Below are 18014 nucleotides of genomic sequence, written 5' to 3' on the forward strand. Positions count from 1 at the left end.
CGGGTGTCTACTGTTTGACCCTGCCTGTGACCGAGCCCGCCGCAAGAGGCTTGGCACTTTTCCGTGATCCGCCTGTGGAGTTCCCATGGCCGCTGCTTCCTATCCTCATCTGCTGGCACCGCTGGACCTGGGCTTCACCACCCTGCGCAACCGAAGCTTGATGGGCTCCATGCACACGGGCCTCGAGGAAAAGCCCGGTGGCTTCGAGCGCATGGCGGCGTATTTCGCCGAGCGTGCGCGGGGTGGGGTCGGCCTCATCGTCACCGGCGGCATCGCCCCGAACGAAGAGGGCGGGGTGTATGCCGGGGCGGCGAAGCTGAGCACGCCCGAGGAAGCCCAGCGGCATGAAATCGTCACCCAGGCCGTGCACGCGGCGGGCGGCAAGATCTGCCTGCAGATACTGCATGCCGGGCGCTATGCCTACAGTCCCAAGCTGGTGGCACCCAGCGCCATCCAGGCGCCGATCAATCCGTTCAAGCCGCTGGAGCTGGACGAGCAGGGCATTCGGAAACAGATCGCCGATTTCGTCGGCTGTGCCCGGCTGGCCCAGTCGGCCGGCTACGACGGCGTTGAAATCATGGGGTCGGAAGGCTACTTCATCAACCAGTTCCTGGCGGCTCACAGCAACCAGCGCAGCGATCGCTGGGGCGGCAGCTATGCCAATCGCATGCGCCTGGCGGTGGAGATCGTCGGGCAGGTGCGGCAGGCGGTCGGGCGCGAGTTCATCATCATCTTTCGCCTGTCGATGCTCGACCTGATCGAAGGCGGCAGCATCTGGGAGGAAGTGGTCGAACTGGCGCAGGCCGTCGAGGCTGCCGGGGCCACCCTGATCAACACTGGCATCGGCTGGCACGAAGCGCGCATTCCGACCATCGCCACCAAGGTGCCACGTGCGGCGTTCAGCAAGGTCACCGCCAAGCTGCGCACGGCGGTGCGACTGCCGCTGATCACCACCAATCGCATCAACACCCCGGAGGTGGCCGAGCGCATTCTCGCCGAGGGCGACGCGGATATGGTTTCGATGGCCCGGCCGTTTCTGGCCGACCCCGAATTCATCAACAAGGCTGCGGCCAGCCGCGGCGACGAGATCAACACCTGCATTGCCTGCAATCAGGCCTGCCTGGACCACACCTTCGCCGGCAAGTTGACCAGTTGCCTGGTCAACCCACGCGCCTGCCATGAGACCGAACTCAATTACCTGCCCGTGACTCGGGTGCGCCGGATCGCCGTGGTCGGCGCCGGGCCGGCAGGGCTGGCCGCAGCGACCGTGGCGGCCGAGCGCGGACATGCGGTGACCCTGTTCGATTCCCGTGATGAAATCGGCGGTCAGTTCAACGTGGCCAAGCGCATTCCCGGCAAGGAAGAATTCAACGAAACCCTGCGGTATTTCGATCGTCGGCTGACCCGCCTCGGCGTCGACGTGCGCCTGGGTGCGCGGGTCGATGTCGCTGCGCTGGTCAAGGGGGGCTTCGACGAGATCGTGCTGGCCACCGGGATTGCCCCGCGGCTGCCCGACATCCCGGGCATCGACCACCCCATGGTGCTCGGCTACCTCGACGTGCTGCTCGAAAGGCGGCCCGTGGGCCCGCGTGTGGCGGTGATCGGCGCCGGTGGCATCGGCTTCGACGTCAGCGAGTTTCTGGTGCATCAGGGGCCTTTCACCAGCCTCGATCGCGAGGCCTTCTGGCAGGAATGGGGTATCGACCTGACGCTGCAGGCCCGCGGTGGCGTGGCCGGGGTTGCGGCGCAGACCCATGCACCGGCGCGCGAGGTGTATCTGCTGCAGCGCAAGGCCGGCAAGGTGGGCGACGGCCTGGGCAAGACCACTGGCTGGATCCATCGCGCCGGTCTGAAGAACAAGGGCGTGCGCATGGTCAACAGCGTCGAGTACCTGAAGATCGACGACGACGGCCTGCACGTTCGGGTCGCCGGGGGCGAGCCACGGGTGCTGCCAGTGGACAACGTAGTGATCTGCGCAGGGCAGGATCCGTTGCGCGAGCTGGAGCAGGGGCTGCGCGAAGCCGGGCAGCACGTGCACCTTATCGGCGGCGCCGACGTGGCCGCCGAACTCGACGCCAAACGGGCCATCGATCAAGGCTCGCGCCTGGCGGCGGTGCTGTAGAATCGGCTGCCGCGCCGGACCCGACGCGGCCTTCTTCGTTTCCTTTGGCTGGCCAGGCATCCATGCTTCTCGATCTACCGCGTGCACCGCTGCAACCCTTGCGACTTTCCTGGCTCGGCGCGGCCGGCATAGAGGCTGCCGTGCTGCGCCTGGACCTCGTCGACCCGCTCATCAGCGGCAACAAGGCATTCAAGTTGCAGCATCACCTGCTGGCCGCCCAGGCCAGTGGCTGCAGCGGCATCATCAGCCTGGGCGGGGCCCATTCCAATCACCTGCATGCCCTGGCTGCCGCCGGCAAGCGCCTGGGCCTGCGCACGGTCGGGCTGCTGCGCGGCCATGCTCAGGCCACGCCGACCGTGAGCGACTTGCAGCAATGGGGCATGGAGCTGCACTGGCTGGGTTACGAGGGCTATCGTCAGCGCCACCGGGACGACTTCTGGGCCCCCTGGCAGGCACGCTACCCCGATCTGCGGCCGGTACCCGAGGGCGGCGGTGGGCTGCTGGGCGCCAAGGGCTGCGCCGACCTGCCCTCGCAGGTGCAGGCGCAGCTCGCAGACATGGGGTGGGATAATTTCGATGGATGGTGGCTGGCCGTGGGTACCGGTACGACATTGGCTGGCCTGGTCCTCGCCGAAGCCGGCCGCCGCTGGGTGTACGGGTCGGTGGCGGTAGGGCCGAAGCATGGCGTGAGCGAGCAGGTCAATGCACTGTGTGGCGAGAGGGGCCATAGCTTGATCGACGCCAGTCGTGGCGGCTTTGCCAGGATGGACAGCGAACTGCTCGCGTTCATGCACGCCTGTGAAGCCGAGTCGGGCATTCCATTGGAACCGGTGTACACGGCCAAGGCGCTGTGGGCCTTGCGCGATGCCTGTGTGGCAGGCTCGCTGCGGCCGGGTTGTCGTCTGGTGTTCGTGCACACCGGTGGCTTGCAGGGATGGCGCGCCGCCACCTGAACGGTCAGTCGCGGTGCGGCAGCATGCGTCGCAGGGTGTTGTCATGGCGCAGGTAATGGTGGGCCAGGCCCAGCACGCCGTGCAGGCCGATCAACCAATAGCCCCAGCCGGCAATGCTCATGTGCCATTCCTGCAAGCGTCCGCCGAGGTCGCGGTCTTCGGCGATCAGGTGGGGCAGTTCGATGCCCCAGAACGATACGGACCTGTTCTGTGCGCTGAGGATCAGCCAGCCCAGCAACGGCAGGCCGATCATCAGTGCGTAGAGTGCGGCGTGCATCAGGCTCGCCAGACGCGTCTGCCACACCGGCAGCGGCGGCACGATGCGCGGCGTGACACCCAGGCTGCGCACCAGCAGACGCAGCCAGACCAGCAGCCCCACGCTCAGGCCCAGCATGAAGTGGAACTGCACGATCAGCGCGCGTGCGCCACTGCCTCTGACAAACTGGCCACGCAGCTCGATGCAGGCATAGGTGGCGGCCAACAGGACAAGCATCGACCAGTGCAGGGCGATAGACAGGCTGCCATAGCGGGCGTGGGTGTTTCTCCAGTTCATCGGGTGACTACTCGGGCGGTCATGCACAGGGTATCGGGCCGGCCATGGACATCTTTAGCCGCGCCTGCGATTCACACGCCCGGCAGGGCCGGCCAGGCATCGGCGACCAGGAAAACCCGTTCGGCTTCCTGCCAGTCGCCGTGGTCGTCGCGGGTCAGGCGCACGAGCATCTGCGCCGCGGCGAGCGGGTCCAGTTGCTGCATCCAGGCCTTGAGCTGATCGGGTGCCCAGGCGTCGGCGGCGGCGAGGCGTGCCGGCGCCAGCCAGGCATCGCGCGGCAACGGCTGCCAGCGACCCTCCGGGCGTTGCTCGACGAAAATGGGCCAGTCGCGCTGATGCACCCAGCTGCCGCGCAGATGATCCGGGTGGGCGTGCTCGGGTGACTGGGCCTGACCGGGCCAGGGATAGAACAGATAGCCGCCGAGCCACAGGTGCGCGTCGAACTGCTCGATGCCCAGGGCCAGCATGGCCTCGCGACCCTCGCTGGAGGTGGAGATGGGCAACTGGTGCTCGGTCAGGTGGGTCAGCTTGCGACCCAGCCGATCCTGGCTGTTGGGACCCAGCCACTGGAAAACATCGCGACCGTCGGCGGCCACCGGGCCCAGGTAGAGCTTGATCGCCAGTTCCAGATGATGCACCCCGTCGCGGTCGCGGATCACCATGTCGAGCTCGCCCAGGGTGTGCTTGTCACGACGGATCGGCAGGTTGGCCGCCAGCGGCTCGATACCGGGAGCCTGCTGCAGGGCGAACTGCCAGAGGCGTTCGTAGTAGAGGCCCAGGCGCCGGGTAGGGGCCTGCGCCAGCCAGTCGAGCAGCGGTTGGCTGGCGTCGTCCAGACCGTTCAGCCACGCCTGCAGGTGCTCGGGCTGTTCGGCCCAGGTGCTGCCTGCCAGTGGATGACGTTGCTGCCAGGGCGCCGTGTGCAGCAGGGGTGGGGCGAGGATGACCCACGCCAGGTCGCGCACCTGGGGCTGGCGCAGGCGGCGCGGAAAGTCGGCAAGGGCAGCGAATGGATTCATGGGACGGTCCCGGTCAATGGCGCGGTGGTGGAAAGGGTTTTGTGCGGCAACGGCTTTACTCCATAATCCAGATCCGTATTTGTGTCCGCAACCGGCGGTTGCGCGACAGCGTTGTGGAATGTGCCTGGCGCATCCCGATAGCCAGACCAGACCCGAGCAGGAGCCTCATGGAGCAATTTCGCAACATCGGTATCATTGGCCGCCTCGGCAGCTCGCAGGTGCTCGATACCATTCGCCGCCTCAAGCGCTTCCTGCTGGACAGGCACATGCATGTCATTCTCGAGGACACGATCGCCGAAGTGCTGCCGGGGCACAACCTGCAGACGTCATCGCGCAAGATGCTGGGCGAGGTCTGCGACCTGGTCATCGTGGTCGGCGGCGACGGCAGCCTGCTGGGCGCAGCGCGGGCACTGGCGCGACACAACACGCCGGTGCTGGGGATCAACCGCGGTAGCCTGGGGTTTCTTACCGACATCCGCCCCGACGAGCTCGAGGTCAAGGTGGCCGAGGTGCTCGATGGTCACTACCTGGTCGAAAACCGTTTTCTGCTCGAGGCCGAGGTTCGCCGCCATGGCGAGGCCATTGGCCAGGGCGACGCGCTAAACGATGTGGTACTGCACCCCGGCAAGTCGACCCGCATGATCGAGTTCGAGATCTACATCGACGGCCAGTTCGTCTGCAGCCAGAAGGCCGACGGCCTGATCCTGGCCACGCCGACCGGCTCCACCGCCTACGCGCTGTCGGCGGGCGGGCCGATCATGCATCCCAAGCTCGATGCCATCGTGATCGTGCCCATGTACCCGCACACCCTTTCGGGTCGGCCGATCGTCGTCGACGGCAACAGCGAGATGAAAATCGTTGTCTCAAAGAACATGCAGATCTACCCGCAGGTTTCATGCGATGGCCAGAACCATTTCACTTGCGCTCCGGGCGACACCGTCACGGTGCGCAAGAAATCGCAGAAACTGCGCCTGATCCACCCTCTGGACCACAACTACTACGAAGTGTGCCGGACCAAACTCGGCTGGGGCAGCCGGCTCGGCAATACCGGAGGCGATTGATGCTTGACCCGGCGCGAAGTTATGACCTGATCGGCGATGTGCACGGATGCGCGCATACCCTCGAACATCTGCTCGACCGGCTGGGCTATCAGAAACACGGTGGCGTGTGGCGGCATGCCTCGCGCCAGGCGCTGTTCCTGGGCGACATCATCGACCGCGGACCGCGTATCCGCGAGTCGCTGCACATTGTCCACGACATGGTCGAGGCCGATCAGGCGCGCTGCATCATGGGCAATCACGAGTTCAATGCATTGGGCTGGAGCACCCCGGCATTACCCGGCAGCGGCAAGCAGTACGTGCGCGAGCACGTGCCGCGGCACGAGCGTCTGCTCCAGGCGACGCTGGACCAGTTCGCCCACCACCCCGGCGACTGGCACGATTTCCTCGGCTGGTTCTACGAGTTGCCGCTGTTCCTCGATGCCGAGCGCTTTCGCCTGGTGCACGCGTGCTGGGATGCCGGCCTGATCGAACCTTTGCGCCGCCAGCACCCGGATGGCTGCATCGACGCCCATTTTCTCCAGGCATCGGCGGTCAAGGGCAGCTTTGCCTGCCAGGTCTTCGATCGGTTGTTGCGCGGCACCGACATGCGCCTGCCCGACGGCCTGACGCTGACGGGCGCCGATGGCCTGAGCCGTGCGTTCTTTCGCACCAAGTTCTGGGAAGACGACCCGCAAACCTACGGCGACGTGGTATTCCAGCCCGATGCACTGCCTGACGATGTAGCCTGCGCGCCGTTGAGTCCTGAACAGAAAAGCGCTCTGCTGCGTTATGGGGTCGACGAGCCATTGCTGTTCGTCGGTCACTACTGGCGCAGCGGGCGACCGGCGGCGATACGCCCGAACCTGGCCTGCCTGGACTACAGCGCGGTGTTGTACGGCAAATTGGTGGCGTACCGCCTGGATCAGGAAACCCGCATCGATCCGCGCAAGTTCGCGTGGGTCGAGGTCGAGCGCCCGGAGGCGTTTTGATGAGTGCAATTGCTGTAATGCGTCTGCCGCTGAACACCGATCTGAGTGGCTTCGTGGGCCTGTTGAGGCGTCTGAAGGTGCCTCATCGCGTCAGCGAGGAGCAGGGCAGTCAAGTGTTGTGGGTACCCGACGAGCGTCTGGCCCAGGATGTTCGCGAGCTGTACCAGCGCTACCCTGAGGGCAATGCCGAGGTCGATCCTGAATTGATGGCGCGGCATGCGCCGGTGCGCGGTCCGGGGTTTGCCCAGCAGCTCAAGTCCAGCCCCGCCACCGCCCTGGTGCTGCTGGCCTGTCTGGTGGTGGCGGGGTTGACACTTCTGGGCGAGAACCTGGGCAACCTGCGCTGGCTGACCTTTCTTGATTTTCAGGTCAACGGTGAATACATCTATTTCACGCCCTTGGCCGATACCTTGGCCAGCGGCCAATGGTGGCGGCTGTTCAGCCCCATGCTGATTCATTTCGGCTTGTTGCATCTGGCGATGAACGCCTTGTGGTACTGGGAGCTTGGGCGACGCATCGAGGCGCTGCAGGGGCGCATCAACCTGATCGGCCTGACCCTGTCGTTCAGCCTGGTCTCCAACGTGGTCCAGTACCTGGTCAGCGGGCCCAGTCTGTTCGGCGGTCTGTCGGGCGTGCTGTATGGCTTGCTGGGGCACTGCTGGCTGTACCAGTGGCTGGCGCCCAACCCGATCTACCGCCTGCCGCGCGGCGTGCTGGTGATGATGCTGGTGTGGCTGGCGCTGTGCATGAGCGGGCTGGTCAGCGTGCTGGGCTTCGGCGAAATCGCCAATGGCGCGCACGTCGGTGGCCTGCTGATCGGCTGCGCGACCGGCCTGGTCGGCGGCTTTCTGGCCCGCCGCAAGATTCGCTGAACGCAAGCCGCCTCGGCGGTGGGGGTGGTTGGAAATTGGTCGGCTGCTCTTTCGGTCCGGGGTAACTGCGGGCACAATGCGGGTCCTTTTTTTGGCTGGCCATGCCTGGGGCCTCGAAATGATCAATACGCCGTATTACCTCATCGACAAACAGAAGCTCTTGGGCAACCTGGAGAAGATCGCCTACGTGCGTGAACACTCCGGGGCCAAGGCGTTGCTGGCGCTCAAGTGCTTCGCCACCTGGTCGGTGTTCGACCTGATGGAGCAGTACATGGACGGCACCACGTCGTCGTCGCTGTACGAGCTCAAGCTGGGTCGGCAGAAGTTCGCCGGCGAAACCCACGCCTACAGCGTGGCCTGGGCCGACGACGAGATCGAGGAGATGCTCGCCAACTGCGACAAGATCATCTTCAACTCGATCGGCCAACTGCAGCGTTTCGCCCAGGCGTCCCAAGGCAAGACCCGCGGTCTGCGGGTCAACCCGCAGGTGAGCAGCTCCGACTACCTGTTGGCCGACCCGGCGCGTCCGTTCAGCCGTCTGGGCGAATGGGACCCAGCCAAGGTCGAGACGGTGATCGAGCAGATCTCCGGCTTCATGTTCCACAACAACTGCGAGAACGGTGATTTCGCCCTGTTCGACCAGATGCTGGGGACCATCGAAGAGCGCTTCGGTCACCTGCTGCACAAGGTCGAATGGGTCAGCCTCGGTGGCGGCATTCATTTCACCGGCGAAGGCTATGCTCTGGACGAGTTCTGCGCCCGGCTCAAGGCCTTTTCGCAGAAGTACGGCGTGCAGGTGTACCTGGAGCCTGGCGAGGCGGCGATCACCAACAGTGCCTCGCTGGAAGTCACCGTGCTCGACACCCTCTATAACGGCAAGCACCTGGCCGTGGTCGACAGCTCGATCGAAGCGCACATGCTCGACCTGCTGATCTACCGGCTCAATGCGAAGCTTGCGCCCAGCAGCGGCGAACACACCTACATGGTGTGCGGAAAATCCTGTCTGGCCGGGGACATTTTCGGCGAATACCCGTTCGAGCGCCCTCTGGCCATCGGTGATCGCCTGTCGTTCGTCGACGCGGCGGGCTACACCATGGTCAAGAAGAACTGGTTCAACGGCTTGAAGATGCCGTCCATCGTAGTGAAACAACTCGACGGTACAGTCGAGGTGGTTCGTGAGTTTGGTTTCGAAGACTACCTGTCCAGCCTTTCGTGAGCGGACAGCCGAGGAGAAGTGAATAAATTGAAGAAGAACGTTCTTATCATTGGTGCAGGAGGTGTTGCCAAGGTGGTGGCCCACAAGTGCGCGCAGCACAACGATGAACTTGGTCGTATTGCCATCGCGTCGCGCAACATCTCCAAATGCCAGGCCATCATCGACAGCGTCAAGGCCAAGGGCAGCCTCAAGCAGCCCGCCGACATCAAGGCTTTCGCGCTCGATGCGCTGGATGTCGAGGCGACCAAGGCGCTGATCGTGGAAACCGAATCGCAGATCGTCATCAACGTCGGTTCCGCCTTTCTGAACATGTCGGTACTGCGTGCCTGCATCGACACCGGCGTGGCCTACCTGGACACCGCCATCCACGAAGAACCGGGCAAGGTCTGTGAAACGCCGCCCTGGTATGGCAACTACGAGTGGAAACACCTGGAAGAGTGCCAGCAGAAAAACGTGACGGCCATTCTGGGTGTGGGCTTCGATCCAGGCGTGGTCAATGCCTATGCCGCGCTGGCGCAGCAACAGCATTTCGATCGGATCGATTCGATCGATATCCTCGACGTCAATGCTGGCTCCCACGGCAAGTATTTCGCCACCAATTTCGATCCGGAAATCAATTTCCGCGAGTTCACCGGGCAGGTCTGGAGCTGGCAGAACAGCCAGTGGACCAGCAACACCATGTTCGAAGTCAAACGCACCGATGACCTGCCGGTAGTGGGTTCGCAGAACCTTTACCTGACCGGGCATGACGAAGTGCATTCGTTGTCGAAGAATCTCGATGTGCCCAACGTGCGCTTCTGGATGAGCTTCGGTGAGCATTACATCAATGTGTTCACGGTGCTGAAGAATCTCGGTCTGCTGTCCGAGCAGCCGGTGACGACTGCCGAAGGCCTGCAGGTGGTGCCGCTCAAGGTGGTCAAGGCAGTCCTGCCGGATCCGTCGTCGCTGGCACCGGGCTATACCGGCAAGACCTGCATCGGCGATCTGGTCAAAGGCACTCGCAACGGCCAGCCGCACGAAATGTTCATCTACAACGTGGCGGATCACGAAGACGCCTACGCCGAAACCGACAGCCAGGGTATTTCCTACACCGCGGGTGTGCCGCCCGTGGCTGCAGCCTTGCTGGTTGCCCGCGGCGAATGGGACGTGCAGCGCATGGCCAACGTCGAAGAGCTGCCGGCCGAGCCGTTCCTCAGGGCGCTCGACGCCATGGGCCTGCCGACGCGCATCAAGGACGCCTCCGGCGACCGTGCTTGGGATGCCAGTGCGTAATCCGCTGTAAATGCTGTTGTAGGAGCGGGCTGTGGCCGCGAAGAGGGCCCCGCGGATTGTCTGGTGGACCGCGGCGCCTGCTTCGCGGCCACAGACCGCTCCCACAGAAAGCTGGGGACTGTCTGGTGTACCGCGGTGTCTGGTTCGCGGCCGATGACCGCTCCTACAGGAAGCTGCGGGTTGTCTGGTGCACTGCGGTGTCTGGTTCGCGGCCACTGGCCGCTCCTACGGGACGGTGTGCAGAGTGATTCCCGAGAGCAGCAACTGGGGTCGCGGTATTTAGTGGATTAACCGTTCGTCTGGCGCGAGTCGGGAATTTTGGAACATCACGTTGCTATCAGCGGCCTGATATTTCGTAACGTTCCCACTCTCGTGCGAGGCAATGACAATGATCAAGACTGACCGTAAATGGATGGTGGCGCTGTGCGCCGCCGGCGTGGCAATGGCGTTGAGCGGTTGCGCTCGCGATCCAGAAAAACGCTCGGTTTCCGAACTCGCCGTGAGCGGCACCAAGAGCATGTTCCGTACCGATTCGGACATGCAGACCGTTCTGAACAAATTCGCCAGCTTCGATGCCAAGGCCGTGGAGAAGATCACGGCAGTCGAGGCACGGCAGCAACCTACCATCGCCGACGCCGTGAAAGGCGTGCTCGCCGATGAGAAACGCGACAGCACTCCGACTGCACTGGTCCCCGGCGTTACCACCCGCGACATCACCGTGCCCGGCGCCGCAGGCTCGTTGCCAGCAACCGTCTACACGCCTGAAGGCACCGGCCCGTTCCCGGTGGTCCTGTATTTCCACGGCGGTGGTTGGGTATTTGCCGATCGCAAGGTGTATGACGGCGGCGCTCGTGGGATCTCCAAGCAAGCCAATGCTGTGGTCGTCTCCGTGGACTACCGCCGCGCGCCCGAAAACAAGTTTCCTGCAGCTCATGAAGATGCACTGGCTGCCTATCGCTGGTTGAGCAAGAACGCCGCCTCCGTCAACGGTGACGCGAAGCGCCTGGCGCTGGCCGGTGAAAGCGCTGGCGGCAACCTCGCCGTGGCAACCGCTGTGGCCGCACACAAGGCCGGGTTGACCGCGCCCAAGCACGTGCTGTCGGTCTATCCGGTCGCTCAGTCCAACACCGAAACCGAGTCCTATCGCAAATACGCCGACGCCATGCCGCTCAACCGCCCGATGATGCTGTGGTTCATCGACAACGTGACCAAGGGTCCAGCCGACGTGAAGGATCCACGTATCGACCTGGTGCATGCCGACCTCAAGGGCCTGCCACCGGTGACCGTGATCAACGCCGAAATCGACCCACTGCGTGACGATGGTGCCCAGCTGGAACAGGCGCTGCGTACTGCAGGTGTCAGCGTCGAGCGCAAGGTCTATCCAGGCGTGACCCACGAATTCTTCGGCACCGCAGCCGTGGTGAAAAAAGCCGAAGAAGCGCAGGCCTATGCCGGTGAGCGTCTGAAATCCGACCTGGCCAAATAACAAGAACATCCACCGTGATAAAGACCTGAACCGAGCCGAGGTGTGCACATGAGCCATTCTTCAGACACTCAATATCCAGACAGTCAATTGCCCGACAATCGACTGACCGTCACTCCGCTGGTATTTCAGCCCTCATTCGAGCAGGTGCCCGACGACGAGGAAGATACCAGCCGAGAACTGACGGAAGTGATGCGCAGCATTCTGGACACCACGTTCGAAGATGGCGGCCACGCGTTGCGTGGCGTGCATGCCAAGGCTCATGGGTTGGTACGCGGGCACATCACGGTACTCGATGGCCTTCCTGCGCCGTTGGCGCAGGGGGCTTTTGCCACCCCTGGAAGGTTGCCTGTGGTAATGCGTTTTTCCACCAATCCCGGTGATCTGCTGGACGACAAGGTTTCGACCCCACGGGGCCTTGGCTTGAAGATCGTCGGGGTACAGGGTGCTCGTTTGCCGGGCAGCGAGGGGGACGTCACCCAGGATTTCGTCATGCAGAACGCCAAGGCGTTCACGGCAGCCACGCCCAAAGCTTTCCTGAAGAATCTCAAGCTGCTGGCCAAGACCACCGACAAAGGGCCGGGCCTGAAGAAAGCCTTTTCGGCGCTTCTGCGCGGTGTGGAGTCGGTGATCGAAACCATGGGCGGCGAGAGCGGCACGCTGAAGAGCATGGGTGGGCATCCGCTGACCCATGTGCTCGGTGAAACCTTCTACAGTGTGGTGCCGTTCCTATATGGCGAGCATTACGCCAAGCTGGCGGTAGTGCCGGTGGCACCGTCGCTGACCGAGTTGACGGATCAAGCCGTCGACCTGGACGATAAACCGGACGGCCTGCGTGAAGCGGTCAGCCATTATTTTGCAAGCCATGGGGGTACGTGGGAAGTGCGTATCCAACTGGCCACCGATCTCGACGAAATGCCGATCGAGGACGCTTCGAAAGTCTGGTCCGAAGAGCTGAGCCCCTACGTCACCGTGGCGCGTATCGAGGTGCCGGCGCAGGCGGCCTGGAGCGAAGAGGCTATTCAGACCATCAACGAGCAGATGTCATTCAGCCCGTGGCACGGGCTGGCCGCGCACCGTCCTCTGGGTGGCGTCATGCGCGTGCGCAAGCCGACCTATGAAATGTCCGCAGGCTTTCGCGCCCAGCACAACGGCTGCCCCATTCACGAGCCGCGCTGAACCCCTCGGCCTTTGGTCAATGGCCGGCTGACGCGTAGGCGGGAAACCGGGTGGTGAAGGTAGTGCCGGCCTCGGCGCTGGAAACCACCTCGACTATGCCGCCGTGGGCCTTGGCGATCTCGCTGACGATGAACAGGCCAAGGCCCACGCTACGGACTTCGCGACCCGCTTCGGAGCCCCGCGTCATGGGCGAGAAGATCGAGCTCAACTGCGCTTCGTCGATCGCTTTGCCCTGATTGTGCACGGTGATTTCGACCGCGCCCTGGGCTGCCGCGACTCGCACCTCGATCGGAGTGGTGCCATCGCCATAGGTCATGGCATTGGACACCAGATTGCCCAGCAGCTGTGCCAGACGGTCTGCATCGGCCTGGCAGAACAGCGCTTCGTCGCTGGCGCTGAAGACGATCGTCCGTTGCGGGTAGAGCAGGCGCAGTGAATCCACGGCGGCGGCAATGGCACGGTCCAGCTGCACCGGCGCACGGCTGACGGCCAGACCCTGGCCGATGCGAGCCTGGGTGAAGTCGAGAAGATCGTTGATCAGGCGCTGCGACCGAGCAGTCGCATCGCTTATATGGCCAAGCATGGTGCTCTGGCGCTCGGTCATGTCCAGCGAACGCAGATACTGCGCAGCCATGGATACCACTTGCAGCGGGTTGCGCAAGTCGTGGCTGACGATGCCGATCATCTGCTCGGCGAACAGGGCGCGGTCGACGGCCAGTTCACGTTGCCGATTGAGTTCGTGTTCGAGCACCACATGCCGCTGCAGCGCGTCTTCGGCCTGACGCTTGGCCTGCAGCAGTTCCTGTTCGAAACGGATTCGGTCGGCGACGATGAACGCCGATATCTCGTCGAACACACCGCCGTTGTGATCGCGGCGACTGGCGTTGAGTACCATCGGCGTGACCTTGCCGTCGGCCGTCAGGAAGTCCAGCTTGACCTCGGCAATCGAGCGCTGCATCACCAGCAACGGCATCCAGTGCGTTTGATAGAAGATGCGGCCGCCAACGGTCAGCAGCTCCTGCAGCTTGCGCACCCCGACCAGTTGTTCGCGGGTGTAGCCCAGCCAGTGGCAGAAGGTCTGGTTGACCTTGAGAATCAAGCCCTTGTTGTCGGTCAGCAGCAGGGCGCACGGAGCTTGCTGATACAGCGCCTCGGCATCCGGGATGCCCGCGGGCTCGGCCGTCATGCCGGCAGGCGGCCGCAAGTCTGGGTCAGGAACGTCTGGATGGCGCCGATGCAGGCTGCGGGCTGGCTCAGGTGCGGGCAGTGGCCCTCGTTCTCGATGACCACCATGCGGCAGTCGGTGATAGCTTCGGTCAGGTATTGGCCAACGGCCTTGGGCGCAATGATGTCGTCCGAAGACTGGATCACCAGCACCGGCTCGCGCAGCTCGCGCACGTCCGCACGGCTATCGGTGAGGAAGGTGACGCGGGCAAAACGCTTGGCGATGTCCGGGTCGGTCTGGCAGAAACTGTTGGTCAGCTCGACGCCCAGTTCCGGATGTTCGGGATTGCCCATGATGCTCGGCGCCATGGCGCTGGACCAGCCCAGGTAGTTGCTTTCAAGGGTGGCGAGCAGGGCGTCGATGTCGTCGCGGCTGAAGCCGCCGGGGTAGTCCGCATCGTTAATGTAGCAGGGCGATGGGCCGACCATGGCATGGGCGCCGATCAGTCCGGGGCTGCGCTTGGCGGCCATGGCGCCGGCCATCGCGCCGACCGAGTGACCGATGAACACCACCGGGCCCTCGCCGAACTCCTGGATGATCTCGACGATGTCGTCGGCGTAGCCCGCCAGTGTCGAGTACTTGTCGATGTCGTAGGCGCTCACGTCCGAATTGCCGCAGCCGACCATGTCGAACAACACGGTCCGGTAGTGCTCGGCAAAGGTCGGCTCGACCAATCGCCACATGTTCTGGTCACAGCCAAAACCATGGGCAAACACCAGTGTCAGCGGGCCTTTGCCCTTGATCACCACATTGTTGCGAGCCTGAACCGACATCCGTGAAATTCCTGTTTGCGCAAGCGAGCATGCGGGGCCAATCGGGCCGCTAGTCTACCGGAGCATAGCCACCAGCGTCAGGCTCGCCAGCGTTTTCAAACGGTGTTTTTTCTCACGTGTTCGAGCAGTGCCTGCAGCGGGTGACGGACCGTGTGGCCGTCTTCGCGCTTGACCTGGCTGCGGCAGGAGTAACCGTCGGCAAGCAGATTTCCAGCGTCATGATAACGGGCCAGCAACGGCTGCCAGGACTGCCCGTAGATGACCTTGGAGGTGGCGACATTGCGCGCTTCGTGGCCATAGGTCCCGGACATGCCGCAACAGCCACTTGCCAGCACCTGCAGGGTCGCGCCCAGACGGCTGAACACCTGTTGCCAATGGGTGATGCTGCCGGGCTCGTTGGTCTTTTCGGTGCAGTGCGGCAACAGCTGGTAGACCCCAGCGGTGCCGGGCCGGTCGGTCTGTGGCAGCACCTGGGCGAGCCACTCCTGGGGCAGCAGTACGGTAGGGGCGTGGTCCTGGCCCAGGGTCTTGGCGTACTCCTGGCGATAGACCAGGGTCATGGCCGGGTCCAGGCCGACCAGGGCGACACCGCTGGCCTGCAATTGGCGCAGTGATTGCGCGTTGTGCCGCGCGGCCTTGTCGAAAGCACCGAGAAAACCCTGCACCTGCAGCGGCTTGCCGTTGGCCGCGAAGGGCGCCAGGTAGATATCGAAACCCAGCCGCGCGATCAGTTCGAGCCAGTCGGCCATGACCGGCGTGTCGAAGTAACGGGTGAAGGCATCCTGCACCAGGACCACGCTGCGCTGACGCTGCTCGGTGGTCAGCCGGGCGAGCTGCTCGGCGCTCGCCGGGCGTACGTTCCAGTCCCGGCAGTGAGCCTGGAAATCGACCAGGCTGAGCAAAGGGCTGTCGACCATGCCGGCCACGTGTTGCAGCGCATGACGCACCGGCGAGAACGACATGACCGCGTTGTAGGCCCTTGGAAAGCGTGCCAAATACGGAATGCTGAATTCCAGCGAACCTATCAGGTAGTCCTTCAGCGGCCGTAGGTAGCGGCCATGGTAGAGCTGCAGAAAGCGCGAGCGGAATTCCGGCACGTTGACCTTGACCGGGCACTGTCCTGCGCACGACTTGCAAGCCAGGCAACCGGCCATGGCGTCGTAGACCTCATGGGAAAAGTCTTCGCGGCCCATTCGCCGAGCCAGGCTGTTGCGGGCACGTTCGAACAGGCTGCCGCTGGCGGTGTGCAATACGTTGGCGCCGTGCAGGCCCTGCAGGCGCAGCCATTCGCGGATCAGCGAGGCACGTCCCTTGGGCGAATGAATGCGGTTGCGTGTGGCTTTCCATGACGGGCACATGGCGTCGTTCGGATCGAAGTTGTAGCAGGCACCGTTGCCGTTGCAGTGCAACGCACTGTCGTAGCTGCGCCAGACGCGTTCGTCGATGCGGCGATCCAGCTCGCCGCGCAGGGTCACCTCGTCGACCTGGGTCAGGCGCGCACTGGCGACGCTGGCCGGCGTGGCGATCTTGCCGGGGTTGAGCTGGTTGAACGGGTCAAAGGCGGCCTTGAGCGCCTGCAGGGCAGGGTACAGCTCGCCGAAATACTCGGGCACGTATTGCGAGCGCAGGCCTTTGCCGTGCTCGCCCCAGAGCAAGCCGCCGTGGCGCTGCGTGAGGGCCGCGACCTGATCGGAAATGGGCCGGATCAGGGCCGCCTGGCGCGGATCCTTCATGTCCAGGATCGGCCGCACGTGCAGCACCCCGGCATCGACATGGCCGAACATGCCGTATTGCAGGCCGTGACTGTCTAGCAACGCGCGAAATTCGCCGATGTAGGCCGCCAGGTTGTGCGGCGGGACCGCGGTGTCCTCGACGAACGGCTGCGGCCGGGCCTCGCCCTGGACATTGCCGAGCAGGCCGACCGCTCGCTTGCGCATGGCATACACGCGACCCACCGCCAGCGCGCCGACCGCCAGGGTGTGCCCCAGGCGCCGTACCGTGGCGTCCTGTTGCAGGTGGGCGATGAACTGCTCGACACGCTGCTCGACCACGTCCAGGTCGTCGCCGCTGAATTCCACCAGGTTGATGCCCAGGGTCGGCGCCTGCACGTCGGTGGGGAAGTATTCGGCCACGCCATGCCAGACGATGTCGTTCATCGCCAGCAAGAGGACTTTGGAGTCGACGGTTTCGATCGACAGCGGCTGGTGTGCCATCAGTGCGTTGGCATCGTTCAGCGCGTCCATGAAGCCGGCGTAGCGCACGTTCACCAGGATCGAATGCTTGGGGATCGGCAGCACGTTCAATTTGGCCTCGACGATGAAGCCCAGCGAGCCCTCCGAACCGCACAGCACGCTGTTCAGGTTGAAACGCCCGTCGGCCTCGCGCAGGTGGGCCAGGTCGTAGCCGGTGAGGCAGCGGTTGAGCTTGGGAAACACCGTGTCGATCAACTCGGCCTGCTCGTCGGCGATGGTCGATGCGCAGCGGTAGACTTCGGCGATCCGCCCGTCGCCATCCCGATTGGCCTGCAATTGCGCGGCATCGAGGGTATGGCTGTGCAGGCGCTCGCCACCCAGCAACAGGGTGGTCAGTTCCAGCACGTGGTCACGGGTCTTGCCGTAGGTGCAGCTGCCCTGGCCGCTGGCGTCGGTGTTGATCATGCCGCCAATGGTCGCGCGATTCGAGGTCGACAGCTCCGGTGCGAAGAACAGGCCGTGGGGTTTCAGGGCCGCATTGAGCTGGTCCTTGACCACGCCGCTCTGCACCCGCACCCAGCGCTGCTCGACGTTGATCTCCAGCACCTGGTTCATGTGCCGGGAGAGATCCACCACCAGCCCATCGGTCAGCGACTGGCCGTTGGTGCCAGTACCGCCGCCGCGCGGGGTCAGCACAACGCCGCGATGTTCCGGCTGGCTGGCCAGGTGCGCGAGCAGTTGCACATCGGCCTCATGCCGGGGGAACACCGCCGCCTGGGGCAGGCGCTGATAGATCGAGTTATCGGTGGCCAGGACCGTGCGGGTGGCGTAGTCGTCGACGATCTCGCCCTGGAAGCCCGCACCTTCGAGCTGGCGCAGCAGTGCCTGGTAGGGCGCAAGAGGGGCTTTCTGGCGGGACAGTTCGGCGATCATGGCAGGCGGTATCCGGCTGGTTTGAAGGGTCTGCATTCGAAATATGCGGGCTGGCAGTGGGCACTGCTTACCGCGGTCGCTCTGCAGAGACAGGCCTGCCCATGCTGCAGGTTGCTTGCAACACAGGGGTGTGGACGTATTTTCGCGAATGCACGACGAGCTGGCAAACGTATATCCTTCGGTTTTTGCATGA

Annotated in this window: 14 protein-coding genes; 9 read left to right on the plus strand and 5 right to left on the minus strand. The window is 63.9% G+C overall.

Annotated features, from left to right (window positions below):
• The first annotated feature begins 85 nt into the window (after window positions 1-85).
• Both IFT75_RS07240 and IFT75_RS07245 read left to right on the plus strand, forming a co-directional pair.
• Window positions 86-2122, plus strand: a complete 2037-nt coding sequence (locus tag IFT75_RS07240) for an NADPH-dependent 2,4-dienoyl-CoA reductase (protein WP_192054016.1) — start codon at window positions 86-88, stop codon at window positions 2120-2122.
• 62 nt (window positions 2123-2184) lie between these two features.
• The gene (locus tag IFT75_RS07245) at window positions 2185-3075 is read left to right on the plus strand and encodes a 1-aminocyclopropane-1-carboxylate deaminase/D-cysteine desulfhydrase (protein ID WP_192054017.1); all 891 of its coding nucleotides are present in this window, start codon (window positions 2185-2187) and stop codon (window positions 3073-3075) included.
• A 4-nt stretch (window positions 3076-3079) separates the two neighbouring features.
• Here the strand turns inward: IFT75_RS07245 and IFT75_RS07250 are convergent, their stop codons facing one another.
• A complete protein-coding gene (locus IFT75_RS07250; RefSeq protein ID WP_122479040.1) occupies window positions 3080-3628 on the minus strand; it encodes a cytochrome b in 549 nt (182 codons plus the stop codon).
• A gap of 71 nt (window positions 3629-3699) precedes the next feature.
• Entirely contained in the window at window positions 3700-4647 is a 948-nt protein-coding gene (locus tag IFT75_RS07255; RefSeq protein ID WP_192054019.1) for a DUF1853 family protein, read from the minus strand.
• Window positions 4648-4814: 167 nt separating this feature from the next.
• Between IFT75_RS07255 and IFT75_RS07260 the strand changes: the two genes are divergently transcribed.
• The 7 genes from IFT75_RS07260 to IFT75_RS07290 all read left to right on the plus strand — a co-directional run bounded on the left by IFT75_RS07260 (window position 4815) and on the right by IFT75_RS07290 (window position 12698).
• On the plus strand, window positions 4815-5708 hold the full coding sequence (locus IFT75_RS07260) for an NAD(+) kinase (protein ID WP_122479037.1): 894 nt from the start codon (window positions 4815-4817) through the stop codon (window positions 5706-5708).
• Window positions 5708-6676: a metallophosphoesterase gene (locus IFT75_RS07265; protein ID WP_122479036.1), complete on the plus strand. Its 969-nt coding sequence runs from the start codon at window positions 5708-5710 to the stop codon at window positions 6674-6676. The genes IFT75_RS07260 and IFT75_RS07265 overlap by 1 nt, the downstream gene beginning before the upstream one ends.
• Window positions 6676-7548, plus strand: coding sequence for a rhomboid family intramembrane serine protease (locus tag IFT75_RS07270; RefSeq protein ID WP_122479034.1), 873 nt, complete (start codon window positions 6676-6678; stop codon window positions 7546-7548). The genes IFT75_RS07265 and IFT75_RS07270 overlap by 1 nt, the downstream gene beginning before the upstream one ends.
• 118 nt (window positions 7549-7666) lie before the next feature.
• A complete protein-coding gene (locus tag IFT75_RS07275; RefSeq protein WP_122479703.1) occupies window positions 7667-8764 on the plus strand; it encodes a carboxynorspermidine decarboxylase in 1098 nt (365 codons plus the stop codon).
• A gap of 27 nt (window positions 8765-8791) precedes the next feature.
• Window positions 8792-10036, plus strand: a complete 1245-nt coding sequence (locus tag IFT75_RS07280; protein WP_122797405.1) for a saccharopine dehydrogenase family protein — start codon at window positions 8792-8794, stop codon at window positions 10034-10036.
• Window positions 10037-10424: 388 nt separating this feature from the next.
• The gene (locus IFT75_RS07285) at window positions 10425-11522 is read left to right on the plus strand and encodes an alpha/beta hydrolase (protein WP_244652261.1); all 1098 of its coding nucleotides are present in this window, start codon (window positions 10425-10427) and stop codon (window positions 11520-11522) included.
• Window positions 11523-11570: 48 nt separating this feature from the next.
• Window positions 11571-12698 (plus strand): catalase family protein, encoded by a 1128-nt coding sequence (locus IFT75_RS07290; RefSeq protein WP_192054021.1) that lies wholly within the window; start codon window positions 11571-11573, stop codon window positions 12696-12698.
• Window positions 12699-12714: 16 nt separating this feature from the next.
• Here the strand turns inward: IFT75_RS07290 and IFT75_RS07295 are convergent, their stop codons facing one another.
• The 3 genes from IFT75_RS07295 to ydiJ form a co-directional block, all read right to left on the minus strand.
• Window positions 12715-13884, minus strand: coding sequence for a PAS domain-containing sensor histidine kinase (locus IFT75_RS07295; RefSeq protein ID WP_192054023.1), 1170 nt, complete (start codon window positions 13882-13884; stop codon window positions 12715-12717).
• The gene (locus IFT75_RS07300) at window positions 13881-14696 is read right to left on the minus strand and encodes an alpha/beta fold hydrolase (protein ID WP_192054024.1); all 816 of its coding nucleotides are present in this window, start codon (window positions 14694-14696) and stop codon (window positions 13881-13883) included. Before IFT75_RS07300 ends, IFT75_RS07295 begins: the two co-directional genes overlap by 4 nt.
• Window positions 14697-14791: 95 nt before the next feature.
• Window positions 14792-17821, minus strand: coding sequence for a D-2-hydroxyglutarate dehydrogenase YdiJ (gene ydiJ / locus IFT75_RS07305; RefSeq protein WP_192054025.1), 3030 nt, complete (start codon window positions 17819-17821; stop codon window positions 14792-14794).
• Between the last annotated feature and the right edge of the window lie 193 nt (window positions 17822-18014).

The organism is Pseudomonas sp. CFBP 8758 (genome assembly GCF_014841725.1).
Classification (GTDB): domain Bacteria; phylum Pseudomonadota; class Gammaproteobacteria; order Pseudomonadales; family Pseudomonadaceae; genus Aquipseudomonas; species Aquipseudomonas baltica.

Coding starts and splice junctions, on each gene's coding strand:
- IFT75_RS07245 (WP_192054017.1), top strand. CDS start 2,185: ATGCTTCTCGATCTACCGCGTGCACCGCTGCAACCCTTGCGACTTTCC.
- IFT75_RS07290 (WP_192054021.1), top strand. CDS start 11,571: ATGAGCCATTCTTCAGACACTCAATATCCAGACAGTCAATTGCCCGAC.
- IFT75_RS07295 (WP_192054023.1), bottom strand. CDS start 13,884: ATGACGGCCGAGCCCGCGGGCATCCCGGATGCCGAGGCGCTGTATCAG.
- IFT75_RS07240 (WP_192054016.1), top strand. CDS start 86: ATGGCCGCTGCTTCCTATCCTCATCTGCTGGCACCGCTGGACCTGGGC.
- IFT75_RS07255 (WP_192054019.1), bottom strand. CDS start 4,647: ATGAATCCATTCGCTGCCCTTGCCGACTTTCCGCGCCGCCTGCGCCAG.
- IFT75_RS07285 (WP_244652261.1), top strand. CDS start 10,425: ATGATCAAGACTGACCGTAAATGGATGGTGGCGCTGTGCGCCGCCGGC.
- IFT75_RS07300 (WP_192054024.1), bottom strand. CDS start 14,696: ATGTCGGTTCAGGCTCGCAACAATGTGGTGATCAAGGGCAAAGGCCCG.
- IFT75_RS07275 (WP_122479703.1), top strand. CDS start 7,667: ATGATCAATACGCCGTATTACCTCATCGACAAACAGAAGCTCTTGGGC.
- IFT75_RS07265 (WP_122479036.1), top strand. CDS start 5,708: ATGCTTGACCCGGCGCGAAGTTATGACCTGATCGGCGATGTGCACGGA.
- IFT75_RS07260 (WP_122479037.1), top strand. CDS start 4,815: ATGGAGCAATTTCGCAACATCGGTATCATTGGCCGCCTCGGCAGCTCG.
- ydiJ (WP_192054025.1), bottom strand. CDS start 17,821: ATGATCGCCGAACTGTCCCGCCAGAAAGCCCCTCTTGCGCCCTACCAG.
- IFT75_RS07270 (WP_122479034.1), top strand. CDS start 6,676: ATGAGTGCAATTGCTGTAATGCGTCTGCCGCTGAACACCGATCTGAGT.
- IFT75_RS07250 (WP_122479040.1), bottom strand. CDS start 3,628: ATGAACTGGAGAAACACCCACGCCCGCTATGGCAGCCTGTCTATCGCC.